General features: G+C 73.4%; 11 protein-coding genes. 1 reads left to right on the top strand and 10 read right to left on the bottom strand.

The window, feature by feature from the left end:
- Positions 1 to 96: 96 nt before the first annotated feature.
- Positions 97 to 11,958 carry an SDR family NAD(P)-dependent oxidoreductase gene (locus ACFYX4_RS22190; RefSeq protein WP_389335797.1) on the bottom strand — a complete coding sequence of 3,954 codons (11,862 nt, stop codon included), beginning with the start codon at positions 11,956 to 11,958 and terminating at the stop codon, positions 97 to 99.
- A 101-nt stretch (positions 11,959 to 12,059) separates the two neighbouring features.
- The gene (locus ACFYX4_RS22185) at positions 12,060 to 13,739 is read right to left on the bottom strand and encodes a glycoside hydrolase family 1 protein (protein ID WP_389335794.1); all 1,680 of its coding nucleotides are present in this window, start codon (positions 13,737 to 13,739) and stop codon (positions 12,060 to 12,062) included.
- A 190-nt stretch (positions 13,740 to 13,929) separates the two neighbouring features.
- Here ACFYX4_RS22185 and ACFYX4_RS22180 point away from each other — a divergent pair, with 190 nt between their 5' ends.
- The gene (locus ACFYX4_RS22180) at positions 13,930 to 14,682 is read left to right on the top strand and encodes an SDR family NAD(P)-dependent oxidoreductase (protein ID WP_389335791.1); all 753 of its coding nucleotides are present in this window, start codon (positions 13,930 to 13,932) and stop codon (positions 14,680 to 14,682) included.
- Positions 14,683 to 14,714: 32 nt separating this feature from the next.
- Here ACFYX4_RS22180 and ACFYX4_RS22175 read toward each other — a convergent pair whose 3' ends face one another.
- The 8 genes from ACFYX4_RS22175 to ACFYX4_RS22140 form a co-directional block, all read right to left on the bottom strand.
- Positions 14,715 to 15,734, bottom strand: coding sequence for a 3-oxoacyl-ACP synthase III family protein (locus ACFYX4_RS22175; RefSeq protein WP_389335788.1), 1,020 nt, complete (start codon positions 15,732 to 15,734; stop codon positions 14,715 to 14,717).
- A 47-nt stretch (positions 15,735 to 15,781) separates the two neighbouring features.
- Positions 15,782 to 16,990 carry a cytochrome P450 gene (locus tag ACFYX4_RS22170; protein ID WP_389335785.1) on the bottom strand — a complete coding sequence of 403 codons (1,209 nt, stop codon included), beginning with the start codon at positions 16,988 to 16,990 and terminating at the stop codon, positions 15,782 to 15,784.
- Between the two features lie 220 nt (positions 16,991 to 17,210).
- Positions 17,211 to 18,392, bottom strand: coding sequence for a macrolide family glycosyltransferase (locus ACFYX4_RS22165; RefSeq protein ID WP_389335782.1), 1,182 nt, complete (start codon positions 18,390 to 18,392; stop codon positions 17,211 to 17,213).
- Positions 18,393 to 18,517: 125 nt separating this feature from the next.
- On the bottom strand, positions 18,518 to 19,396 hold the full coding sequence (locus ACFYX4_RS22160; RefSeq protein WP_389335779.1) for a 3-hydroxybutyryl-CoA dehydrogenase: 879 nt from the start codon (positions 19,394 to 19,396) through the stop codon (positions 18,518 to 18,520).
- Positions 19,393 to 20,397 carry a 3-oxoacyl-ACP synthase III family protein gene (locus ACFYX4_RS22155; RefSeq protein ID WP_389335776.1) on the bottom strand — a complete coding sequence of 335 codons (1,005 nt, stop codon included), beginning with the start codon at positions 20,395 to 20,397 and terminating at the stop codon, positions 19,393 to 19,395. Before ACFYX4_RS22155 ends, ACFYX4_RS22160 begins: the two co-directional genes overlap by 4 nt.
- Entirely contained in the window at positions 20,394 to 21,728 is a 1,335-nt protein-coding gene (ccrA, locus tag ACFYX4_RS22150) for a crotonyl-CoA carboxylase/reductase (protein WP_389335773.1), read from the bottom strand. The genes ACFYX4_RS22155 and ccrA overlap by 4 nt, the downstream gene beginning before the upstream one ends.
- Before the next feature lie 33 nt (positions 21,729 to 21,761).
- Positions 21,762 to 22,292 carry a DinB family protein gene (locus tag ACFYX4_RS22145; protein WP_389335770.1) on the bottom strand — a complete coding sequence of 177 codons (531 nt, stop codon included), beginning with the start codon at positions 22,290 to 22,292 and terminating at the stop codon, positions 21,762 to 21,764.
- Positions 22,293 to 22,332: 40 nt separating this feature from the next.
- On the bottom strand, positions 22,333 to 22,836 hold the full coding sequence (locus ACFYX4_RS22140; RefSeq protein ID WP_389335767.1) for a DUF3291 domain-containing protein: 504 nt from the start codon (positions 22,834 to 22,836) through the stop codon (positions 22,333 to 22,335).
- Positions 22,837 to 22,862 lie beyond the last annotated feature (26 nt).

Raw genomic sequence — 22,862 nt, 5'->3', positions numbered from 1 at the left:
AGGGACAGATCAGGGACCTCACCAGCCAACCGATGGCGACTCGAGCGCCGGTCGACGTGTCCTGGGGGGCCGGCCCCGGCCCCAGCCCCCCGTAGATCAGTCGAGGTCGAGTCCCGATGCCTCCAGCAGCGCGTTGAGCTCGGCGTTGATGTCGTCCACCGAGCGCTCGTCGCCGCCCGAGTGCTCGTCGGCGGCCGAGTGCGCGTCGGCGGCCGAGTGCGCGTCGGCGGCCGGCGGCACGGCGCTCGCGGGGGCCGCCGGGGCTCCCGTCGGCGTTGGAGTCTCCTCGCGGGCCAGTTCCAGCAGCCGGTCCAGCAGGCCGCTGCGGTGGATCCGGTCGGCGGAGAGCCGTTCGAGGGCCCAGCCCAGCCGGGAGGCGGGGTCGTTCGTCGCCGTGGCGCCGGCTGCGGTCGCCGGGGTGGACGCGGGCAGGTCCATCCGCTTCAGGATCAGCCGGGCGATGTGTCCGGGGGTCGGGTGGTCGAAGGCGAGGGTGGCCGGCAGCGGCAGTCCGCTCGCGGCCGAGAGGCGGCGGCGCAGCTCGACCGCCATGAGCGAGTCGAGGCCCAGGTCCTTGAGGATCTGCTGCGGGGCGAGCGAGGCCGCCTCGGACACGCCGAGCACGGAGGCGACCTCGCGCAGGACCAGCTCCGTGACGAGGTCCGCGCGCCGGTCGTCGGTGGCGGCCAGCAGCCGTTCGCGCAGCCCGGCGGGGCCGGCGGGGTCCGCGGTGGCGGCGGCCGGGCCGCCCGCGCGGCGCAGCCGGGGCCGTACGAGGGCGCGGAACAGGGCGGGGGCGTCGTCGCCCTGGTCCGCCTCCCGCTGGGCGGCCCGCAGGTCGAGCCGGACGGGGACGAAGGTGTCCGCCGGGCGGGCCAGCGCCGCGTCGAGGAGGGCGAGACCCTGCTCGAACGGCAGGGGGGCGATGCCCTGGCGGCGCATGCGTTCGAGTTCCACCGGGCCCAGGTGGGAGGTCATGCCCACGCCCGCCTGGTGCCACAGGCCCCAGGCGAGGCTGGTGACCGGGCGGCCCTCGGCGCGCCGGCGGGCGGCGAAGGCGTCGAGGTAGGTGTTGGCGGCGCCGTAGAGGCTCTGGCCGGCGGTGCCGAAGGTGCCGGCGGCGGAGGAGAACAGGACGAAGGCCGCGAGGTCGAGTCCGCGGGTGAGGTCGTCGAGGTGGTGGACGCCGGTGGCCTTCGGCGCCATCACACGGGAGAGCCGCCGCGCGTCCTGCCCCAGGACGACACCGTCGTCCAGGACGCCCGCGAGGTGGAGGACCGCAGTCCACGGACGGTCCTTCTCAGCAAGACCGAGCACCTTCGCCACGTCATCCCGCCGAGCGACATCACAGGCCACCACTCGTACGCACTGGGCACCTTCTTCCTCGAGTTCACGGATCAGTTCGGGGGCCCCGGGCGCGTCGGCCCCGCGTCGCGAGGTCAGCACCAGGTGGCGTACGCGGTGGTGGCGGACGAGGTGGCGGGCGGTCTCCCGGCCGAGTTCGCCGGTGCCGCCGGTGATCAGGACGGTGCCCTCGGGGTCGAGGGGCCGTACGGCGGACGCGTCGGGCCTGCCGGTGACGCGGGTCAGGCGGGCGGCGCGTATCGCGCCCGCGCGGACGGCGAGTTCGGGCTCCCCGGTGACGGCGAGGGCCCGGACGAGCCCGTCCCGTGCGGCGACGCCGTCACCCCCGAGGTCGAGGTCGATCAGCCGGAGGCCGCGTTCGGGGTGCTCGGCGCGCGCGGACCGCAGCAGGCCCCAGAGCGGTGCGTGGGGCAGTCCGTCGAGCCGGTCGTCGGGGGCGGCGGCGACGGCGCCGCGGGTCACCCAGACGAGTTCCGTCGCCGCGAGCCGCTCGTCGGCGAGCAGCGCCTGAAGCTGGGCGAGCACGTATTCGGTGGCCCGGTAGGCGGCCTCGGGCGCGCTCTCGAACGGCTGCCGGCCGGTGACGTCGAGGACGATACGGGCCGGGGCGTCCGGCCCCGCTCCCGCTCCCGTGCCCGTGCCCGTGCCCGTGGCGAGCAGGGCGGACAGCTCCGCCGCGTCGGCGAGGGCGGGCACGCCGAGGAGTCCGGCGAGCCGTCCCGTGCCGCCGAGCACGGCGTCCGCGACCGCGCCGCGGGGGACGGTGACGGCCGGCAGCGGCCGGAATTCCAGGCGGTGCAGGCCGTCGGCCGTGGTGTCCCGGGCGGCGCGCAACTGCTCGGCGGTCGCCCGGCGCAGGTGGAGCGCCCCGACGCGGACGACGGGTTCGCCCGCCGTGTCACAGGCCCACAGCCTGATCTCCGTACCGGAATCGGAGCCCTCGCCCCGGACGTCGACACGGACGCGCAGTTCGCCGCCGGCCGCGGCGTGCAGGTCGACGTCGCTCCACTCGAAGGGCAGCAGGGCGCCCTGCGGCTCCTCCTCGCCGGAGGCGGCGGTGACGCCCTTGAGGACGTGCAGCGCCGTGTCGAGCAGCGCCGGGTGCAGGAGGAACTCCCCGGCCGGGACGGCCGCGGGCAGGCGTACGACGCCGTAGGCGGTGTCGTCCTTGCGCCACAGTTCGACCAGGCTCCGGAAGACGGGACCGTAGGCGATGCCCTGGGCGGCGAACCGCTCGTAGAAGCCGTCGAGTCCGACCCGTTCCGCCCCGGGCACCGGCCAGCCGCGCAGCTCGGCGAAGGCGGGGTCGGCGTCGGCACTGGGGGTGGGGTCGAGGGTGGGGGCGGGGGCGGTTTCCGGCGGTGTCGCGTCCCGCAGTTCGCCGCTCGCGTGCCGGGTCCAGTCGGCGGGCGTGTCCTCGGGGCTGCTGTGGATCGCGACCGTGCGGCGGCCCGTGGCGTCGGGCGGGCCGACCATGATCTGTAGCCGTACCGGGTTGTCGATCACCAGCGGTTCGGCCAGGGTCAGTTGGACGACCCCGGCCGCGCCGACCTCGTGTGCGGCGGCGGTGGCCAGTTCCAGCAGGCCGGTGCCCGGCACGATGACCGAGCCGAACACGGTGTGGTCCTTCAGCCACGGCTGCTCGGCCGCCGACAGGCGGCCCGTGACGAGATGCCCCTCGCCGTTCGCGAGGGCGGTCACGGCGCCGATCCACGGATGCGGCGAGGCATCGAGGCCGAACGATCCGGCGTCGCCCGCCGCCCGGGGGACGTCCGTCCAGTAGCGCTCGCGCTGGAAGGCGTACGTCGGCAGCGGCACGACCGTGCCCGCGCTTTCGCCGAGGGCCTCGTCCCAGTCCGGCTCATGGCCCTGGACGTGCAGCAGGCCCAGGTTGCGGAACATCTGCGCCATGCCGCCCGCACGACGGCTGAGGGAGCCGACGACGATCCCGCCGTGCTCGCTGCTGCCGTCGGTCAACGGCATCGACAGCACCGGATGCGCGGAGATCTCGACGAACACGGTGTGGCCGTCGCCGAGCAGCCTGCCCAGCGCGCGGTCGAAACGGACCGGCTCCCGCAGATTCCGGCACCAGTAGGCGCCGTCCAGCTCCGGGCCGGCGGCCACCTCACCGGTCACCGTCGAGTAGAACGCGATGTCTGCTTCTTGTGGAGTCAACTGCGCGAAGTGGTCGGCCAGATCGGGCAGGAGCGGGTCCATCTGGGCGTTGTGCGACGCATAATCCACGTTGATCTTGCGGGCGTACACCTCCCCCGCCTGCAACTCGGACACGATCCGGGCGATCGCCTCCGCCTTACCGGAGATGACCGTAGAACCGGCCGTGTTCACCGCCGCGACCGACAACGCCTCCCCGTACGGGGCGAGGAACTCCTCCACCTCCGCCACCGGGCGCTCGATCAACGCCATCCCGCCCTGACCGGCGCAGGCCAGCACCGCCTGGGAGCGGCGCGCCACGATCTGCGCGCCCTGCTCCAGCGTCAGCGCACCGGAGACGACCGCAGCCACCACCTCACCCTGCGAATGCCCCACCACGGCCGACGGCTCGACGCCCAGAGAGCGCCACAGCGCGGAGAGACCGACGCCCATGGCGAACAGCGCGGGCTGCACCACGTCCACCCGGTCGAAGGGCGGATGCTCCCCCTCCTCCCCCGCCAGTACCTCGCGGACGGACCAGCCCGTGAACGGCCGCAGCGCCGCATCGCACGCCTCGACCGCATCCCTGAACACCCCACTCGTGGCGAGGAGTTCACGGCCCATGCCGACCCATTGCGAGCCCTGACCGGGGTAGACGAACACCACCTTGCCCCGTTGCTCGGCCGTCCCGGTGACCACGGCGTCGTGCGTCTCACCGGCGGCCAGCGCCTCCAGCGCCTTCACCAGAGCGGCCGTATCAGCCGCCACGACGCTCGCCCGGTGCTCGAAATGCGTGCGGTGCCGGGCCGCCGTCACCGCCACATCGGCGAGCGGGACGTCCGGCCGCGCCGACAGCCAGGACGCCCAGCGCCCCGCCTGCTCCCGCACCGCCCCCTCGTCCCGGCCCGACACCACCACCGGCACCGGCACCGGCACTGGCACGGGACCGGCCACCTCGGCCGACGTGCCCGCAGACGGCGAAACGGGCGGCTCCTCCAGCACCACATGGGCGTTGGTGCCGCTCAGGCCGAACGACGACACTCCCGCCCGGCGCGGCCGGGACGCGTCCCGCTGCCACGGCTCGAGTCGGTCGACGACCCGTACGGGCAGGTCGTCCCAGGCGATGTTCGGATTGCGGGGGGTGCTGCGCAGGGTCGCGGGCAGCGCGTCGTTGCTGAAGGAGGCGAGGACCTTGCAGACGCCGGCGATGCCGGCGGCCGATTCCAGGTGGCCGATGACGCTTTTGGCGGTGCCGAGGCCGAGGGGGCGGGCGGGGTCGCGGTCCTGGCCGTAGACGGCGGCCAGGGCCTGGACCTCGATCGGGTCGCCCAGCGAGGTGCCGGTGCCGTGGCATTCGACGTAGTCGACGTCGGCGGGAGACAGGCCGGCCGAGTCGAGGGCGGCGTTGAGGACCTTCTGCTGGGAGGAGCCGTTGGGGGCGGTGATGCCGCTGCTGGCGCCGTCGTGGTTGACGGCGGTGCCGCGGACGACTCCGAGCACGGTGCGGTTCTGGGCGAGGGCGTCGGACAGGCGCATGACGGCGAGGACGCCGACGCCCTCGCCGCGTCCGTAGCCGTCCGCGGCGGCGGAGAACGTCTTGCTGCGGCCGTCCGGTGCGAGTGCGTGGGAGCGGCTGAGTGCCACGAACGCGCCCGGGTCGGCGAGGACTTGCACGCCGCCCGCGAGGGCGAGTTCGCACTCGCCGTGGCGCAGTGTCTCGCAGGCCAGGTGCAGGGCGACCAGGGACGACGAGCAGGCGGTGTCGACGGACAGGGCGGGGCCTTGGAGGCCGAGGTGGTAGGAGAGGCGGCCCGCGTTGAAGCTGGGCAGTGTGCCGGTGAGGGTGTAGGTGTCGGCGGGGCCTGCCTGGCGGTGTTTGCCGTACTCGCCGACGCCCGCGCCGACGAAGACGCCGGTGCGGGAGTCGCGCAGGTCGCGCGGGCGGATGCCGGCGTTCTCCAGGGAGGCCCAGGCCGCTTCGAGGAGCAGCCGGTGCTGGGGGTCCATGGGTTCGGCCTCGCGTGGGCTGATGCCGAAGAAGGCGGCGTCGAAGTGGGCGACGTCGTCGAGGAACGAGGCGTGGCGGGTGCGGGTGCGGCCGTCGGCGTCCGGGGCGGGGTCGTAGTGGGCGTCGATGTCGAAGCGGTCGGCGGGGACGGTGGTGAGGGTGTCGCGGCCTTCGGCGAGGACGGTCCAGAGGCCGTCGAGGTCGTGGGCGCCGCCGGGCATGCGCAGGCCCGCGCCGACGACGGCGAGCGGTTCGTCGGCGGCGGCGCGGCGGGCGGCGGCGGTGTGATGACCGGCGGGGGTGCGGTGGGCGGTGGGGGTGGGTCGGCCGAGGAGTTCGCCGAGGAGCCAGCGGGCGGCGGCGGCCAGGTCGGGGTGGTCGAAGGCGAGGGTCTTCGGGGTGGTGACGCCGGTGCGGCGCTGGACGCGGGCGCTGAAGTCGACGGACATCATCGAGTCGAAGCCGAGGTCCTTGAAGCCGCGCTCCGGGGGGAGGGCGTCGGGGTCGCGGGCGCCGAGCACGGCGGCGGCCTCGGTGGCCAGCAGCCGGCGTACGTGGCCTTCGCGGGCGTTCTCGGGGAGGTCGAGCAGGGTGGTGCGCAGGGGTGTGCCCTGCTCGGTGGCGGTGGCGGCGGCGTCCGCGACGGCCCGTGCGGCGTCGGGGATCTCGCGCAGGAAGGGGCGGTTTCGGCCTTCGGTGTAGGCGGGGGCGGCCCGGGTCCAGTCGATGCGGGCGACGACGGTGGTGCGGCCGTGGGCGAGTGCGGCGTCGAGAGCGTCCAGGGCCTGCTGGGCGGGCATCGGTTCCAGGCCGGCGCGGCGCAGCCGGGTCTCGGCGGCGCCGTGGGTCATGCCGCCGTCCGCCCAGGGTCCCCAGGCGATGGAGACGGCGGGCAGGCCCTCGGCCCTGCGCCGGGCGGCCAGGGCGTCGAGGGCGGCGTTCGCGGCGGCGTAGTTGGCCTGGCCGACGTTGCCGAGGACGCCGACAACGGAGGAGTACAGGACGAAGGCGTCGAGGTCGTGGTCGCGGGTGAGCCGGTGCAGGTGGGTGGCCGCGGCCAGCTTGGGTGCGGCGGCGGCCGCGAGGGTCGCGGCGTCCTGGCGGTCGAGCAGCCGGTCGTCGAGGACGCCCGCCGTGTGGAAGACGGCGCGCAGCCGGGCCTCGTCGCGGTCGAGGCCGGCGATGAGCTCCCGCAGTTGCCGTGGGTCGGTGACGTCGCAGGCGGCGAGGGTGACGCGGGTGCCGGTGCTCTCGAGTTCGGCGGCGAGTTCGCGGGCGCCGTCGGCTTCGGGGCCGCGCCGGGAGACGAGGACCAGGTGTTCGGCGCCGCGTCGGGCGAGGCGGCGGGCGAGGTGCCGGGCGAGGGCGCCGCTGCCGCCGGTGATCAGGACGGTGCCGTGGGGTGTCCAGGGCCGGGCGGGGGCGGGTTCGGTGCGGCGCAGTCTGCGGGCGAGGCGTCCGGTGGGGCGCAGCGCGAGGTGTTCTTCGGCGGTGGGGGCGCCGTGCGCGGCGAGGGTGGCGAGCAGTTGCGGGGCGGTGGTGGGGTCGGTGGGGTCGGCGGGCAGGTCGATGAGGCCGCCCCACAGGGCGGGGTGTTCGAGGGCGGCGACGTGGCCGAGGCCCCAGACCAGGGCCTGGGCGGGGTCCGGGGCGGGGTCGGTGGGGTGGGCGGCGACGGCTCCGCTGGTGAGGAACCACAGGGGGGCTCGTAGGGGGGTGTCCGACAGTGCCTGGAGGAGGGTGAGGCTCTGGGCGGCGCCGCGGGTCACGGCACTGTGGTCGGGGTGGGGGGCGGTGTCGAGGGCGGTGAGCGCGAGGACGCCGTTCAGGGGTTCGCCGGCGAGGTCGTGCGTGAGGGCGGTGATGCGGGCGGCGCAGGCGGTGCGGTCGGTGTCGGGGGTGAGGAGGTGGGGGGTGGCGCCCGCGTCGGCCAGTGCCGCGGCCAGATGGTCGGCGAGTCGCGCGGCTGCCGGCGGGGCGGCGATCAGCCAGTGGCCGTGGGGGGCGGGTGCGGTGTGCGGGAGGGCGGCGGGGTTCCAGGTCTCTTCGTGGAGGAGGTCGGCCGTTTGTCCCGCGCGGTCCTGTTGTTCGCGCCAGGCGGCGAGGTGGGGCAGAACGGTGGCGACGGCGGCGACGGCGGTGTCGTCGGCGGTGCCGAGCAGTTCGGAGACCCGCTGGGTCTCGCCGTGGGCGACGGCTTCCCAGAGTGCGTCCTCGGTCGGAGAGTGTTCGCGGGGGTGGTGTTTCCCGGCTGCGGGTTCGATCCAGTGGTGTTCCTGCTGGAAGGCGTAGGGGGGCAGGTCGACGGGTGTGCCGCCGGTCAGCGCGCGGTCGAAGGCGATGTCCTGTCCGGTGGCGTGCAGTCGGCCCAGTGCCTGGATCAGGGTGTGTGCCTCGTCCACCGGCTCGCCGGCGCGGCCCGGGGAGCGCTGGGAGGCGATGAAGACGGCTTCGTCCTGTACGCAGTCGGCGCCCGTGGCGGACAGCACCGCTGCCGGGCCGCACTCCAGGTAGCGGCGCACACCGGCCTGCTCCAGGGTGCGCACGGCGTCCAGGAAGCGCACGGTCTCGCGCACCTGCCGTACCCAGTAGCCGGGGTCGGCCAGCTCCTCCGGGTCCGCCCAGGTGCCGGTGACCGTGGAGGCCAGGCGGATGCGGGGAGCGTGGAACGTGCAGGTGGCGGCGACCTCTTCGAAGGCGGCGAGCATCGGCTCCATGTGCGGGGAATGGAAGGCGTGCGAGACCTCCAGCCGCCGGGTGCGCCGCCCCGAGGCAGCGAAGTGGCCGGTCAGTGCGTCGACCGCGGCCGCATCCCCGCTGATCACTGTCTGCGCGGGGCCGTTCACGGCGGCCACCGACACCCGGCCGGTCACCGTCGTCAGTGCTTCGAGCACTTCCGCCTCGGACGCCTCCACCGAGGCCATCGCCCCGTCCGGCTCGCAGGCCTGCATCAGCCGGCCCCGCGCGGCCACCAGCCGTGCCGCGTCCGGCAGTTCCAGCACCCCCGCCGCGTGCGCCGCCGCCAGCTCGCCCACCGAGTGCCCCGCCACCGCGGCCGGCTGCACGCCCCACGCCTGCCACAGGCGGAACAGCGCCACCTCAACGGCGAACAACGCGGGCTGGGCGAACTCCGTCTGCTGCACCAGTCCGGCGTCCACGCTGTCCTGCGCGGCGAACAGCACCGCCGCCAGCGGCACCCGCAGATGCGGATCCAAGGCCGCGCACACCTCGTCGAACGCCTGCCGGAACACCGGGAACGCCGCATACAGGCCCCGGCCCATCCCCAGCCGCTGGCTGCCCTGGCCGGTGAACAGCAGCGCCGTCTCCCCGGGAACGGCCGCTCCCTCCACCAGGTCCGGATGTGCCTTGCCCTCGGCCAGGGCTCGCAGCGCCTGGACCGCCTGGGCGGCCGAGGCGACCGTCGCGCTCGCCCGGTGCTCGAAATGCGTCCGGTGGTGGGCGGCTGTGAACGCGACGTCGAGGAGGTCGTGTGCGGACCTGCCGTCGAGGTGGTCCGCGAGCCGGGCGGCGTTGCGGGCGCGGGCGGGTTCGGTCTTGCCGGAGACGGTGAGGGTGAGGGGTGTTCTGGGGGTGGTGCCGCGGTCCCGGTGGCCGTGGACGGCGGCCCAGTCGACGCCGTGTCCCTCGCACCAGAGCCGGGCGGTCAGGTCCTCCAGGCTGCGGCGGGCGGGGCTGTCTCGGCGGACGGCGGCCAGGGCGGCGGAGCGGGTGTCGCCGAGGGCGGCGAAGGTGCGCTCGAAGGAGTGCTGGGCGACGGGGTGGGGGGCGATCTCGACGAGGCGCAGTCCGCGGGCGGCGGCGGGGCCGGTGCGGGCGAGTGCGGTGGCCGTCTGGGCGAGGAGCATCGGCTCGCACATGTTGCGGGCCCAGTAGGCGGCGTCCAGGTCGGCGCCGTCGACCTGCCGTCCGAGCACGGTCGACCACAGGGGGACGGAGGTCGTGGCGGTGCGCAGGGAGCCGAGGCGGCGGACGAGTTCGGGGGCGAGGTCGCGCAGCGCGGTGCTGTGGGGGGCGTAGTCGATGTTGACGCGCAGGGTGCGTGTGCCGCGTCGGGAGAGTTCCCGTTCCAGGGCGGCTATGGCGTCGGTGGGGCCGGACAGGCAGAGCTGGCCGGGGGCGAGGTGTCCGGCGAGGGAGATGTCGCGGGTGTCGTCGTGGGTCAGTTCGCGGGCCTCGTCGTCGGTGAGGTCGCACACGGTGAGGGCGCCGTGGCCGCAGGCGCGTTCGGCGACGAGCGCGGACCAGGTGGTGATCAGCCGTGCGCCCTCGTCGAGGGGGAGGGCTCCGGCGACGACGGCCGCGGCGGCCTCGCCGACGCTCTGGCCGAAGACGGTGTCGGGTTCCAGGCCCCAGGCGGTCAGGGTGTGGGCGAGGGCGATCTGGACGCAGAACAGGACGGGCTGGAGGACGTCGGTGCGGTGCAGTCGGGAGCGGGTCCCGTCGGCGAGGAGTTCGTCGGTGACCGACCAGCCGGTGAGTGTGCGTACGGCGTGGTCGCAGGAGTCGAGGGCGGTGCGGAAGGCGGGTTCGGCGAGCAGGTCCCGGCACATGCCGGGCCATTGCGAGCCGTGGCCGGAGAAGAAGAAGGCGAGCGGGGGGCGTTCTCGGGTGTGTTCGGGGCCGGCGACGAGGGCGGCGGCGGAGCCGGTGAGGGCGGCGACGGCGCGGTGGGGGGCGTTCTCGTCGGGGGCGGGCGGCGCGGCGGCGGCGGACGCGGTGAGCTGTCCGAGGGTGTCGTTGAGGGCCTGTTCGCCGTCGGCGGTCAGGGGGATGAGGCGGCGGCGGTGGTGGGGGGCTTCTTCCAGGGCGATGTGGGCGTTGGTGCCGCCGAAGCCGAAGCCGCTGACGCCGGCGTAGCGGCGGCGGGAGGCGGGCCAGGGCTGCCGGTGTGAGACGACGCGCAGGCGGGAGCGCTGGAAGTCGATGTGCGGGTTGGGCTCGTCGAAGTGGAGGCTGGCGGGGAGTTCGCCGTGGTGGAGGGCGAGCGCGGTCTTGAGCAGGCCGACGGCGCCCGCCGCGGGCTCCAGGTGGCCGAAGTTGGTCTTGGCCGAGCCCAGGCGCAGGGGTTCGGTGCGTCCGGGTGCGAAGACCGTGCCGAGCGCCCGGGCTTCGACGGGGTCGCCGAGGAGGGTGCCGGTGCCGTGCGCCTCGACGTAGGAGACGTCCTTGGGGTCGATGCCGGCGTCCTGCCAGGCGGTGCGCAGGACGTCGGCCTGGGCCTGCGGGTTGGGTGCGGTCAGGCCGTTGGAGGCGCCGTCGTTGTTGACGGCGCTGCCGCGGATGACGGCGTAGACGCGGTCGCCGGCGGCGAGGGCGTCGGACAGGCGGCGCAGGACGAGGACGGCGCAGCCTTCGCCGCGGACGTAGCCGGCCGCGGCGGCGTCGAAGGCGCGGCACTGGCCGTCGGGGTTCATGCCGCCGAACTTGGTCATGGCGACGGTGGTGTGGGGGTGGAGCATGACGTTGACGCCGCCGGTGAGGGCGAGGTCGCTCTCGCCGCTGCGCAGGCTCCGTACGGCGAGGTGGGTGGCGGTGAGGGAGGAGCTGCATGCGGTGGCGACGGCCATGGCCGGGCCCTGGAGGCCGAGGCTGTAGGCGATGCGGGCGGGGATGACGGAGTTGTCCCAGCCGACGGCGGAGTGGGTGCCGATGGTGTCGGGGTCGGCGCCGGTGGCGAGGTGGTATTCCTGGGCCATGGCGCCGAGGAACACGCCGGTGCGGGTGCCGTCGAGGGTGGCGGGGACGATGCGGGCGTCTTCGAGGGCGGCCCAGGAGACTTCGAGCGCCATGCGCTGCTGGGGGTCCATGTGGCGGGCTTCGGCGGGTGAGATGCGGAACAGGTCGGCGTCGAAGCGGGTGACGTCGTCGAGGAAGCCGCCCCAGCGGGTGGTCATCTTGCCGGGGGCGCGGGGGTCGGGGTCGAGCCATTGCCGGGCGTTCCAGCGGTCGGCGGGGACTTCGCGGATCGCGTCGAGGCCGGTGGACAGGGCCTGCCAGAGGTCCTGGGGGTTTTCGACGCCGCCGGGCAGGCGGCAGCCGAGGCCGACGACGGCGATGGGTTCGTTGTCGGCGGGCCGGTCGCGGCCGGCCGGTGCGGCGGGGGCGGCGGGTGTGGGGGTGGTGCCGGTGAGGTGGGCCGCGAGGGCGGTGAGGGTGGGGTGCTGCCACGCCGTCCAGCTGGGGACGGGGCGTCCGAGGTGTTGGGAGAGGGCGGCGAGGAGGGCCATGATCTGCGCGGAGTCCAGTCCGAGGTCGCGCAGTGGCCGGTCGGTGTCGAGGCGGTGCGGTGGGGTGTCGAGCAGTTCGGCCGCCGTTGTGCGCAGGAAGGCGGTGAGGTGCGCGGTGGTCGACGGTGCCTGGTCCTCGGTCGACGGCGCCTGGTCCTCGCCGGTGTTCACCTGGGCATGGCTCATCTGCTCGTCCTCGAGGCTCGTTGAAGCGAAGGATGGGCGCTCTGCGGCGGCCCGGGGCGGCGCGCCCCCCTGTGTGCGGGGGGCGGGCCGGGGCCGGTGGGTCAGTGTCTGCGGCTGCCCGCCGTGAGGGGCGCGGGGGCTGCGGGGGCGGCGGGGGTGGTGTCGCCGCCGGGTTCGGGTTCGGGGGTCAGCGGGCCGCTGCGGCCGTAGGTCTCGCGGATCGCGGGCAGCAGGGCGCGGACGCGGGCGATGCCGGAGTAGACGGTCGCGGCTTCGGTCGGGGTGCGCCGCATGGTGGTGCGGTCGACGTGGTAGAGGCCGAAGCGGGCGCTGTAGCCCATGAGCCACTCGAAGTTGTCCAGCAGGCTCCAGTGGTAGTAGCCGCGGACGTCGGCGCCCTCGGCGCGGACCCGTTCGATCTGCTGGAGCGCGCGCACGGTGAACTCGGCGCGGCGGGTGCCGGAGGCGCTGGCGATGCCGGACTCGCTGACGACGAGCGGGGTGGTGGGGTAGCGGGCGGCGAAGTCCTTCAGGACGGGGTAGAGGCCGTCCGGGTCGCTCTCGTAGCCCATGAGCGGGACGAAGTAGGAGGGGTCGAGCAGCGGCAGGCAGGGTGCGGTGCCGCACACGCCGGCGTTGACGGGGGCGGGCAGGGAGGGTGGGGCGGTGCCGGGGTCGAAGACGCCGGTGCGGTCGTAGAGCTGGATGCCGAGCCAGTCCATCGTGCCCTTCCACTCGGGGTGGGCCTCGTCGGGGGCGCCGTCGAAGTCGGCGTCGAAGCTGCCTTTGGCGAGCGAGTCGAGGAAGTTCAGCTCGAAGAAGCGGCGGAAGCGGTCGCGGGCGGCGATGTCGCGGGGCTCGGTGCTGATCTTGCCGTCGCGGACGGCGACGTACTGCTTGACGCTGGCGGTCAGGCCGACGGCGCTGGGGCGGCCGTCGCGGTCGGCGTCGACGCGGTCGTGGCGTTTGACGGCCTTGTACATGGCGGCGTGGGCGTTGATGTACTGGCGGATGGCCGGCACGAACTTGGTGGAGAAGTTGGTGGGCAGGTCTGCTTTGCCGGGCGGGCCGGCGCCGAAGGCGTGCGAGAACAGCATGTAGACCATGGGTTCGTTGACCGTGGCCCATTCGTCGACCCGGTCGCCGAACCGTTCGGCGAGGAGTCTGGCGTGCTGGGCCATCTCCTTGACGAGGAGGGGGCCGCCCTGGGGGTGGTCGAGGCCGCAGAGGTTGGTGTCGGAGGGGCCGTGGGCGCAGCCCGGGTCTTCGGGGTTGTCCGCCCAGACGGGGTTGGCGAAGTGGTGGATGACGATCATCGGCCGGATGCCGCGGGCGATGAGCGCGTCGAGCTGTCTGCCGTAGTGGTCGAGTGCGGCCTCGTCGATCCGGTTGCGCTGGGGTTCTATGCGGGCCCATTCGATGCCGAAGCGGTAGGAGTCGACGTTGAGGTCCTCGAGCAGGCCGATGTCCTCGATGGCTTTGGTGTAGCCCTTGACGCCTTCTCCGACGAAGGGGCTTTTGCCGAGTCCTTCGGGGGCGGGCTGGGTCCACTTGTACCAGTCGGTGTGGGGGTTGCGGTCCTCGATCTGTGTGGCGGAGCTGGCCACGCCGAAGCGGAAGCCGCCTTTGCCCGAGGGGGCGGTCAGGGATCCGATGCGGGAGAAGCCGGTGGCGTGGTGCCGGTCCGCGGCGGGGGCGGCGGAGGTGGTGTCGGCCGCTGCGACGGGTGCCAGCAGGCTCAGTGCCACGGCGGCGCCGGCGGTCTTCAGAAGTCGCTTCACGGTGCCTTCCAGGTGAGTGGTGGGATGAGGCACGGGTCGCACCGCGTGAGGTGTGAGGGCGGTCCCCCGCACGCGCCACCGTGGCGGCGGCCGCTCGACGGCTGCTCGAACCGGCCTCCAGCGGTCCTGGAGAGGGGGCGCGCACCGTTGGTGGGGTATCCGAGGACGAGGCGAGGGGACGGGCGGGGCGATGGGTGCTGTGCGCAGGGCGGTCGTGGTCACCGGCGGAGGTTCGGGCATCGGGCGGGCCACCGCTGAGGCGTTCGCCGAGGCCGGTGACCGGGTGCTGGTGGTGGGGCGCTCGGCTGCCGCGCTGGAGGCGACGGCGGCGGCTTCGGAGCGCATCAGGGTGCTGGTGGCCGATCTGCGGGACGAGGGCGCGCCGCGGGCGGTGGTGGGGGCGGCGCTGAGCGCGTTCGGGCGGCTGGACGTGCTGGTGAACAACGCCGCGCAGCAGCGGTTCGGTGCGCTGGGCACGCTCGACCGGGCGGCTGTCGCCGCGCAGTTGGAGACGAACCTGCTGGCGCCGCTCTTCCTCGTGCGGGAGGCGCTGGACGCCCTGGAGGCCTGTGGGGGGACGGTGGTCAACGTCGGTTCGGCCGGTTCGCTGGGGCGGCGGGCGTGGCCGCACAACGCCGTCTACGGGCTGAGCAAGGCGGCGCTGGACTTCCTCACCCGGACGTGGGCGGTCGAGCTGGCGCCGCGCGGGATCCGGTGTGTGGGGGTGGCGCCCGGTGTCGTCGACACCGGTTTCGCGGTCCGTTCGGGCATGCCGGAGGAGGGCTACGAGGAGTTCTTGGCGTCGGTGGCGGGGCATGTGCCGTGCCGCCGGGTGGGCGGGGCGCGGGACATCGCGTGGTGGATCGTGCGGCTGTGCCGGGCGGAGGGAGCGTACGCGAACGGTGTCGTGCAGGCCGTGGACGGTGGGCTGTCGGTGACGTGAGGCGTCTCCGGTCGCCCTCCTTCTCAGGTTTCTCAGGCTTCGAGGAGGGCGCAGGCCCAGCTCATTCCGCGGCCGACCGCGGCGAGCGCGATGTGGTCGCCGGGGTGGAGCGTGCCGGTCTCGGCCTCGCGGGCCAGGGCGAACAGCGGGTCGGCGGCGCCGAGATGGCCGTAGTCCTCGGCGAGGGCGAGGTTGGTGCGGTCGGGCGGGAAGCCCAGCGCGGTGATGAGGCCGCTCATGGCGGGCTGGTTGTCGAAGGGCAGCAGGAGCCGGTGCAGGTCGGTGAAGCCGATCCCGGCGCGTTTGCAGGCGCGTTCGATCACCAGCCGGTACTGGTCGCGGGCGTGTGCGCCGAAGGCGGCGATCTTCTGGGTGTCGTGGGCGAAGTGGGCCTTGACGTCCTCGATGCCGGCCACGCGCGGGGGCGCGGCGGCGGCTGCGGGGGTGCCGAAGGGCAGGGCGGCGCCGCCGGCTTCGAGGCGGAAGAAGTCGGCGTGGGTTCCGTCGGTGGTGATCTCGCCGGCGCGCCAGCGCAGTTCGTGGTGGCCGCGCTGGAGGACCGCGGCCGCGGCTCCGTCGGAGAAGCAGCCGGCGCCCGTCTCCAGCCGGTTCCAGTAGGGTTCGGCGACGCGGCTGGCCGCGACGACGACGGCGGTGCGGTATTCGGGGTGGGTGGCGAACTTCCCGGCCACCAGGTCGAACGCGGCGACGCCGGACGAGCACGCCTGGGTCAGCAGGACCGCTTCGGCGCCGTCGGCTCCCAGGCGGTGCAGCAGGGCGGCCGCCGCGTCCCAGTACAGGTGCTCGGTGAGGTCGGTCACCGCCAGGACGAGCAGGTCGATCCGGCGGGGCGGCAGGTGCGCGGCGTCCAGTGCCTTGCGGGCGGCTTCGTGGGACAGGTCGGTCAGGCCGACGCCGGGCGGGCAGCGGTGCATGTAGCGGCTGGCGTAGGTGCGTACGCGTTCGATGTCGTCGGTGTACTCGGCTGCCACGTCCAGGACGGGCACTTGTTCGCCGAGCTGGTAGCCGAGGGCGCTCACTCCGAAGGTCATGTCGTCTCCTTGCCGTGGGGTTCTTCGGTGCCGGCCGGCGGGGGCGGCTACCAGGTGACGGGCAGGCTGTGCACGCCGTAGATGGCCATGTCGTCGCGCAGGGGCACCTCGTCGGCGGTGACGGCCAGGCGCAGTCGGGGGAAGCGGCGCAGCAGGCCGGTGTAGGCGATCTGGAGTTCGACGCGGGCCAGTTGGTGGCCCAGGCACTGGTGCACGCCGTGTCCGAAGGCGAGGTGTCCGACGGATTTGCGCCGCAGGTCGAGGCGGTCGAGGTCGCCGTCGAAGCGGGCGGGGTCGCGGTTGGCGGCGGCCAGGTGCACCACCATGCAGTCGCCGGCCTTGATCGGGCGGCCTTCGAGTTCGAGGTCGACCAGCGCGGTGCGCATCAGGCCGGAGCGGAAGAGCGGCAGGTAGCGCAGCATCTCCTCGACCGCGCCTTCGGCGAGCGAGGGGTCGGTGCGCAGCGCGGCCATCTGGTCGGGGTTGCTGAGGAGGGTGAAGGCGCCGAGGCCGAGCATGTTGGCGGTGGTCTCGTGGCCGGCGATGAGGACCACGAGGGCGACGACGGCGATCTCCTCGTCGGACAGTCCGCCGCTTTCGAGGAGGCCGCTGAGCACGTCGTCGCCGGCGGGTTCGGCGCGTTTGCGGGGGATGAGGCCGCCGAGGTAGCGCAGCATGCGGGCGTAGGCGCCCTCGGCCTGTTCCTGGGTGGAGTCCAGGCGGAAGAAGGTCGCCGCGTCGTGGCGGAACATGTCCCGTTCGGTGTAGGGGACGCCGAGCAGTTCGCAGATCATCATCGTGGGGATGGGCACCGCGAAGTGCTCCACCAGGTCGGAGCCCGGGCCGGCGGTCTGGAGGGCGTCGAGGCGGTCGTCGACGATCTCCTCGATCCTGGGGACGAGCTGCTTCACGCGGTGTGCGGTGAACTGTCCGGTGAGCAGCTTGCGGTAGCGGCTGTGGTCCGGGGGGTCCATGCCGATGAAGAAGCCGGGTGCGGCGGGGGCGATGGGCTCGCTGCCGAAGGGGTGGTCGAAGGGGGCGTGGTGGTGCAGTTCCTGGCGGGCGCTGAAGCGGGGGTCGGCCAGGACGGTGCGTGCGGCGGAGAAGTTGGTGACCAGCCAGCCGACGTGGCCGTCGGGGAAGGCCAGGGGGGTGACGGGGTCGTCCTGGCGGAGTCGTCCGAGTGCGGCGGGCGGGTCGAAGGCGGAGGGGCGTCGGGTGGGGAGTTCGATCGGGGGGGACTGCGTGTGGGGCACCTGTCGCTCCGTCTCTTCCGGGTTCCGGCATGGGGGGCCGCTCGTCCACTGTCGTGCTCGTCCACTGTCGTGCTCGTCCACTGTCGTGACGGGGGCTGGAGGCAGGCTCGAGCGGGCCTGTCGCCGGGTGCACGCGCGCGGGCCCGCGTCCTCGGCGGTGGGGCCGGGGACGCGGGCCCTGGGGAGGGGGCGGCGGCCGGGGAGGGTGCGGGGTGGTGGGTCAGCCGGCGGGCGTCAGGCAGGATTCGACGGCGTCCGCGGCCACCCGGGGGCCGTCGACGGCGCGCAGGGCGCTCTGCATCCGCTGGACGGCGGCGGCCGTCTCGTCGGAGCCGGCCACCTCGCGGACGGCCCGGCGCAGGGCGTCGGCGGTGGTGTCGTCGGCGGCCAGGTGGCGGCCGAGGCCGAGTTCCTGGACCCGCATGCCGTTGGCCTTCTGCTCGTTCATCTGCGGGATGACCACCATCGGCACGCCGTGGTAGAGCGACTCCATGGTGCTGTTCATGCCGCCGTGGGTGACGAACAGGCTCGCGTGGCGGAGCACGTCGAGCTGGGGGACGTGCCGGCTCACGCTGAAGTTGGGCGGGACGTCGCCCAGTTCGGCGAGGTCGAGGTGGTCGCCGACGGCCATGACGACGTCCCATTCGGAGCCGGTGAAGGCCTCGATCGCGGTCCGGAAGAACTCCGGCCATCCGGTGGCGGCGGTGCCCAGGGAGATCAGCAGGACCGGGCGGTCCGGGGAGGCGGGCTGCCAGCTGCCCTGGTAGGCGCTGCGGTCGGCGAGGCTGGGCCCGGCGAACACGAAGCGCTCGTCGAAGCTGTCGCCCTCGTAGTGGAAGTCGCGGGGCAGGAAGACGATGTTGTGCGGTGCGACGTCCTGGAAGAAGGCCATCGGGTCGGGTGAGAGGCCGAATGCGGGAAGGACCTCGGCGAGCTTCCCGATCATTTCCATGACCTTGGCGTCGGTGAATTTCGCCAGCGGGTACTTCTCGGTGATGTTGAATTTCTCGTGGACGCCGTAGGTGGGAAAGAGCCGGACGGTCGGAATGTCGTGCCGGGAGGCGTAGAACCGGGCGCCCCAGGCCATGAAATCGTGGACGATCAGGTCGGGCTTGTCGTCCTGATAGTGCTTCTCCACGAAGTCGGCCAGGGAAGTGGCTTCGGCGAGACACCTCAGGCCTTCGCCTTCGAGTGCCTCGGCGGTGTAGGGGCTGCGGTAGAAATCGCCGAAGACGGACTCGTAGCGCACCGCTTCCGCGCCGGCCGCCTCGACCGCGGGAACGAAGTGGTCGGTGACGGTGCTGGTCACCCGGTGTCCCCGCGCGACCAGTTCGTTCAGCAGACCCAGGGTCGGGTTGACATGGCCGACCGCCGGGAAGTTGAAGAATGCGATGTGCGCCATAGAGTCTCCTTCGACTGAACTCGTTTCACATGGAGCAAGGCCCCGAAAAGTATCCCGCTCGGAACTTCCGCGTCCACTCGAACCCATTCGTTCCGGCTGTTTTCGGCCGATGTCGGGGCCCTCTCTCAGCGATAACTGTAGAATCCCCTTCCGTTCTTCTTCCCGTGCAGTCCGCTCTCGACCATCCGGGAGAGCAGGGCGGGCGCGGAGAAAAGCTGTTCCTTCGTCTCCTCGTAAAGTCCGGCGGCCACTGCCGCGAGGGTGTCGAGGCCGACCAGGTCGGCCAGCCGCAGCGGCCCCATGGGGTGGGCGCAGCCGAGCACCATGCCTTTGTCGATGTCCTCGGCGCGGGCATGGCCGGATTCCAGCATTCTGATCGCGGACAGCAGGTAGGGCACGAGGAGCGCGTTGACGACGAAGCCGGCCCGGTCCCTGCTGCGGATGACCTCTTTGCCGAGGACGTCCCGTACGAACAGTTCGGCGCGGGCGAGGGTGTGCTCCTCGCTGAGGAGCGAGCCGGTGATCTCCACGAGGGGGAGGGTGGGGACCGGGTTGAAGAAGTGCATGCCGATGACCCGTTGGGGGCGGGCGGTGGCCATGGCCAGTTTGGCGACGGGCAGCGAGGAGGTGTTCGAGGCGAGCACGGTGGCGGGGTCGCGGGCGATGCCGTCGAGTTCGCTGAACAGTTTCAGTTTGGTCTGCTCGTCCTCGGAGACGGCTTCGATGACGAGGTCGCGGTCGGCGAGGTCGGTGAGGCGCAGGGTGAAGGAGATCCGGTCCAGGATCGCTTCGCGTTCGAGGCCGGTGAGTCTTCCCTTGGCGACGGCCCGGTCGAGGGAGCCGGTCAGCCGTGCCCGTCCGGCGGTCAGGGAGCGGTGCGAGGCGACGGCGACGAGGACCTCGCGGCCGGGGCGGGCGCACACTTCGGCCAGGCCCGCCCCCATCACTCCGCAACCCACCACGCCGACCCGGGTGACGGGCGCGGGGCGGTCCGCGGCGTTCACGAGGGGCCTTCGGCGTGCCAGCGCACCAGGCTGGTGCCGACCGCCATGCCGCCGCCGAAGCCGCACAGCAGCACCAGGTCGCCGGTGTGCAGCCGCCCGGCCCGCGCGGCGTGGTCCAGGGTCACGGGCAGGGACGCGGCGCCCGAGTTCCCGAACCGCTCCAGGGTGGTGTGCACCTGCGCGCGGTGCAGGCCGGTCTCCTGGGCGAGGGTGGCGAGCAGGACGCCGTTGGCCTGGTGCGGCACGAAGTGGTCGATCCGGTCCGGCTGGACGCCCGTGCGGCCGAGGAGTTCCTTCACGGAAGGGGGCACCTGGCCGAGCACGAACTCGCTGACGCCGCGCCCGTTCATGCGCAGGTAGTGCTGCCGGGCGTCGACGCTCTCGTGGGAGGCGGGCAGGGCGCTGCCGCCGGCCTCGATGACGAGGAGGTCGGCCTGGTCGCCGTGGCCGATCAGGTCGCAGTCCAGGATGCCGTAGGGCTCCTGCACGGTCCCGAGCACGGCCGCGCCGGCGGCGTCGGCGAGCAGGACCGCGGTGCTGCGGTCCAGCGGGTCGGTGAAGCGGGACCAGGCGTCGGCGCCGATCACCAGGGCGTGGCCCTGGGGGCGGGCGGACAGCAGGGCCCGGGCGACGGCGAGGCCGTGGACGAAGCCGCTGCATCCGATGTTGAGGTCGAAGCAGGCCGCCCGGTGTGCGCCGAGAGCGGCCTGCACCCGGCAGGACACCGGCGGCATGGGGCTGTCGCCGGTGGTGGTGGTGACGATGAGGAAGTCGACGCGGTCGGCGGGCAGGCCGGCGGCTTCCAGGGCGCGGCGGGCGGCGGTCAGGGCGAGGTCGGACGGTTTCTGGCCGTCGGCGGCGTGGCGGCGGGTCCGGATGCGGGTCTTGTGCTCGATCCAGTCGGTGGTCACGCCGAAGCGCGCGGCGAGTTCGGCGTTGCCCAGTTCGGTGCCGGGCACCTCGGAGCCGGTGCCGAGGATCCCGATGGGGCGGCCCGTCATCGCTGGTCCCTGAGCGGGTTGAGCCGGTCCTCGCCGATCCGTGCGCGTTTTGCGGGGTCGGTGACGCCGAGGCCCGCCGCCGGGGCCAGGCACAGCACGCCGATCTTGCCGACGTGCTGGTTGTCCTGCACCAGCCGGGCCGCCTCGCCGGTCTGAGCCAGCGGGTAGGTGCGCGAGACCATCGGCATGACGCGGCCCATGTCGATCAGCCGGTTGCTCTCCCACTGCTCCTGGAGGTTGGCGGCGTGGCAGCCGATCACGCGCTTGAGCTTCATCCACAGGTAGCGGTTGTCGTAGCGGTGGTGGTAGCCGGTGCTGGAGCCGCAGGTGACGATGGCGCCGCCGCGGCGCAGGACGAACATCGAGATGCCGAAGGTGGCCTGGCCCACGTAGTCGAAGACGATGTGCGGGTCCTCGCCGGTCTCCCGGCGGATGATGCGGCCCAGTCGTTTGCCGGCCTCGACGACCTGGGCGGGGTCGGTTCCGTCGTCGTCGCCGATGCCCAGTTCGGAGCGGTTGATCACGACGTCGCAGCCGATCTTGCGCAGCAGGTCGGCCTTCTCCTCGGAGCCCACCACGCCGACGGCGATGCCGCCGCCGTGCTTGACCAGCTGCACGGCGTAGACGCCGAGGCCGCCGGCGGCGCCCCAGATGAGGACGACGTCGCCCTGTTTCATGCGGGCGCCGCGGTCGCTGACGAGCATGCGGTAGGCGGTGCCCGCGCAGGCGGTGGTGGAGGCGGCTTCCTCCCAGGTCAGGTGGGCGGGTTTGGGCACGAGCTGGCTGGCCCGTACGACCGCGTAGTGCGCCAGTCCGCCGAAGTTGGTCTCGTATCCCCAGGCTTTCTGGCCTTCGCCGAGCATGCCGTCGTCGTGGGTGGCGGGCTCCTGGTCGTCGACCTGGATGGGGCTCACGCCGACGTGGTCGCCGACGCGCCAGCGCCGCACGCCCTCGCCGATGCGGACGATGACGCCCGCGGCGTCGGAGCCGAGCACGTGGTAGGGCTGGTCGTGGCGCGCCTCCCAGCGGCCTCGTCTGCCGTAGGCCTTGAGGAAGTCGAACGTCGGCAGGGGCTCGAAGGTCGCGGACCAGACGGTGTTGTAGTTGATGGAGCTGGCCATGACGGCCACCAGCACCTCGTCCGGCGCGAGTTGCGGCATCGGCACCTCGCCGACGTGCAGCGACTTGCGTACGTCCTTGTCCTGCACGCCGTGGAACATGCCGGTGTCCTCGACGCGCGTGTGTGCGGCCAGGTAGGTCTCGGGGACCGGCAGGCCCGCCAGTTCGTCGGCGGGTGCCCCCCGCCTGACGGCCTCGGACAGAGCGTCCATGACAACCATCCTTCGTCGGTTCGGTGGTGTCGGTCAGACCGGGGATTCCATGCCGAGCGCGAGGCGCAGGTGCGCCATCTGGCCGGCGTGGAAGGAGTCGTGCATCTGGGTCAGGGCGAGCGCCTTGCCGAGGGTGGCGAACTGCTCGGCGTACTCCCCCATGTTCTCGTCGGGGAACAGGGCGGAGCGGCGGGAGAAGTCCTGCGGGGCGAGGCCGGTGACGAAGTCGCGGATGCGCTGGTGGGCCGAACGGTAGATCGCGATCATCTCGGTCAGCGGCGGCACGTGGGTGAAGTCGGTGTCGGCGCCGTCGGCGAAGTTGTCGGAGAACTCCTCGGTCACGGCCTTCGGGGTGCCCTGGTGGAGGGTGGAGAAGTAGTCCTTGGCGCAGGCGAGATGGCCCAGGAACCACACCAGGGGCTTGTGCCCGTCGGGCGCCTGGAGCGCGCTGTCGTCGTCGAAGCCCTCGGTGAGGGCGAGCACCAGGTCGTAGCCCACGTCGAGCGCCTGGACGAGGTGGCGGCCCACGGCCTGCGGTACCGGGGTGAGGGTGCTCTGCGTCATGTGCCGGCGGTCCTTTCTGGGTGGTCGTGCGCGGCCGGGGTCAGCCGGGTGAGTGGTAGTGGCTGCGGCCGGCGGCGCGCACCGCGTCGAGGCGGGCCCTGGCCTCGGCGAAGGTGGGCAGCTCGGTGGCGGATGTGCCGGTCCAGTTGGTGCCTTCCCAGTCGTACATCAGCCCCTTGGTGCGCCGGGCGGCGGCAAGGTGGGCCTGCGAGTAGAGGAAGCCGTCGAGGGCTTCCTTGTCGCGCCACACCACCAGGTTGCGGGCGGCGTTCCACGACTGCGGCGAGATGGCGAGGGTGGCCGCGAGGAGGCCGTCGCGCTGCCAGAGTTCGTCCAGGATGGCCGCGTTGAGCTGTCCGCCGACCTCCTCGTGGCCGGGCTTGGGCCAGCCCACGGAGGTGGCCACCAGGTAGGAGCCGGGCAGCGGCTCGCGCAGCCCGCCGGTCTCGGGGTCGATGGCCGGGCCCGTCCAGGGCACGACGATCTGGAGGTCGGATTCGTCGCCGGCGGCGAACTCATGCAGGGAGGTGGGAAGGTTCGGCACGGTGTCTCCGGATTCGCGGCGGTGGC

Origin of the sequence: Streptomyces sp. NPDC002328 (genome assembly GCF_042890065.1) — a bacterium.
GTDB lineage: Bacteria > Actinomycetota > Actinomycetes > Streptomycetales > Streptomycetaceae > Streptomyces.
Note: the sequence above shows the minus strand (reverse complement) of the source record. Positions and strands in the feature narration are given on the sequence as shown.

What these genes read in the sequence shown, in the direction of transcription:
- ACFYX4_RS22190 (WP_389335797.1), bottom strand. Translation starts at nt 11,958, where the DNA reads ATGAGCCATGCCCAGGTGAACACCGGCGAGGACCAGGCGCCGTCGACC.
- ACFYX4_RS22180 (WP_389335791.1), top strand. Translation starts at nt 13,930, where the DNA reads ATGGGTGCTGTGCGCAGGGCGGTCGTGGTCACCGGCGGAGGTTCGGGC.
- ACFYX4_RS22175 (WP_389335788.1), bottom strand. Translation starts at nt 15,734, where the DNA reads ATGACCTTCGGAGTGAGCGCCCTCGGCTACCAGCTCGGCGAACAAGTG.
- ACFYX4_RS22165 (WP_389335782.1), bottom strand. Translation starts at nt 18,392, where the DNA reads ATGGCGCACATCGCATTCTTCAACTTCCCGGCGGTCGGCCATGTCAAC.
- ACFYX4_RS22155 (WP_389335776.1), bottom strand. Translation starts at nt 20,397, where the DNA reads ATGACGGGCCGCCCCATCGGGATCCTCGGCACCGGCTCCGAGGTGCCC.
- ccrA (WP_389335773.1), bottom strand. Translation starts at nt 21,728, where the DNA reads ATGGACGCTCTGTCCGAGGCCGTCAGGCGGGGGGCACCCGCCGACGAA.
- ACFYX4_RS22145 (WP_389335770.1), bottom strand. Translation starts at nt 22,292, where the DNA reads ATGACGCAGAGCACCCTCACCCCGGTACCGCAGGCCGTGGGCCGCCAC.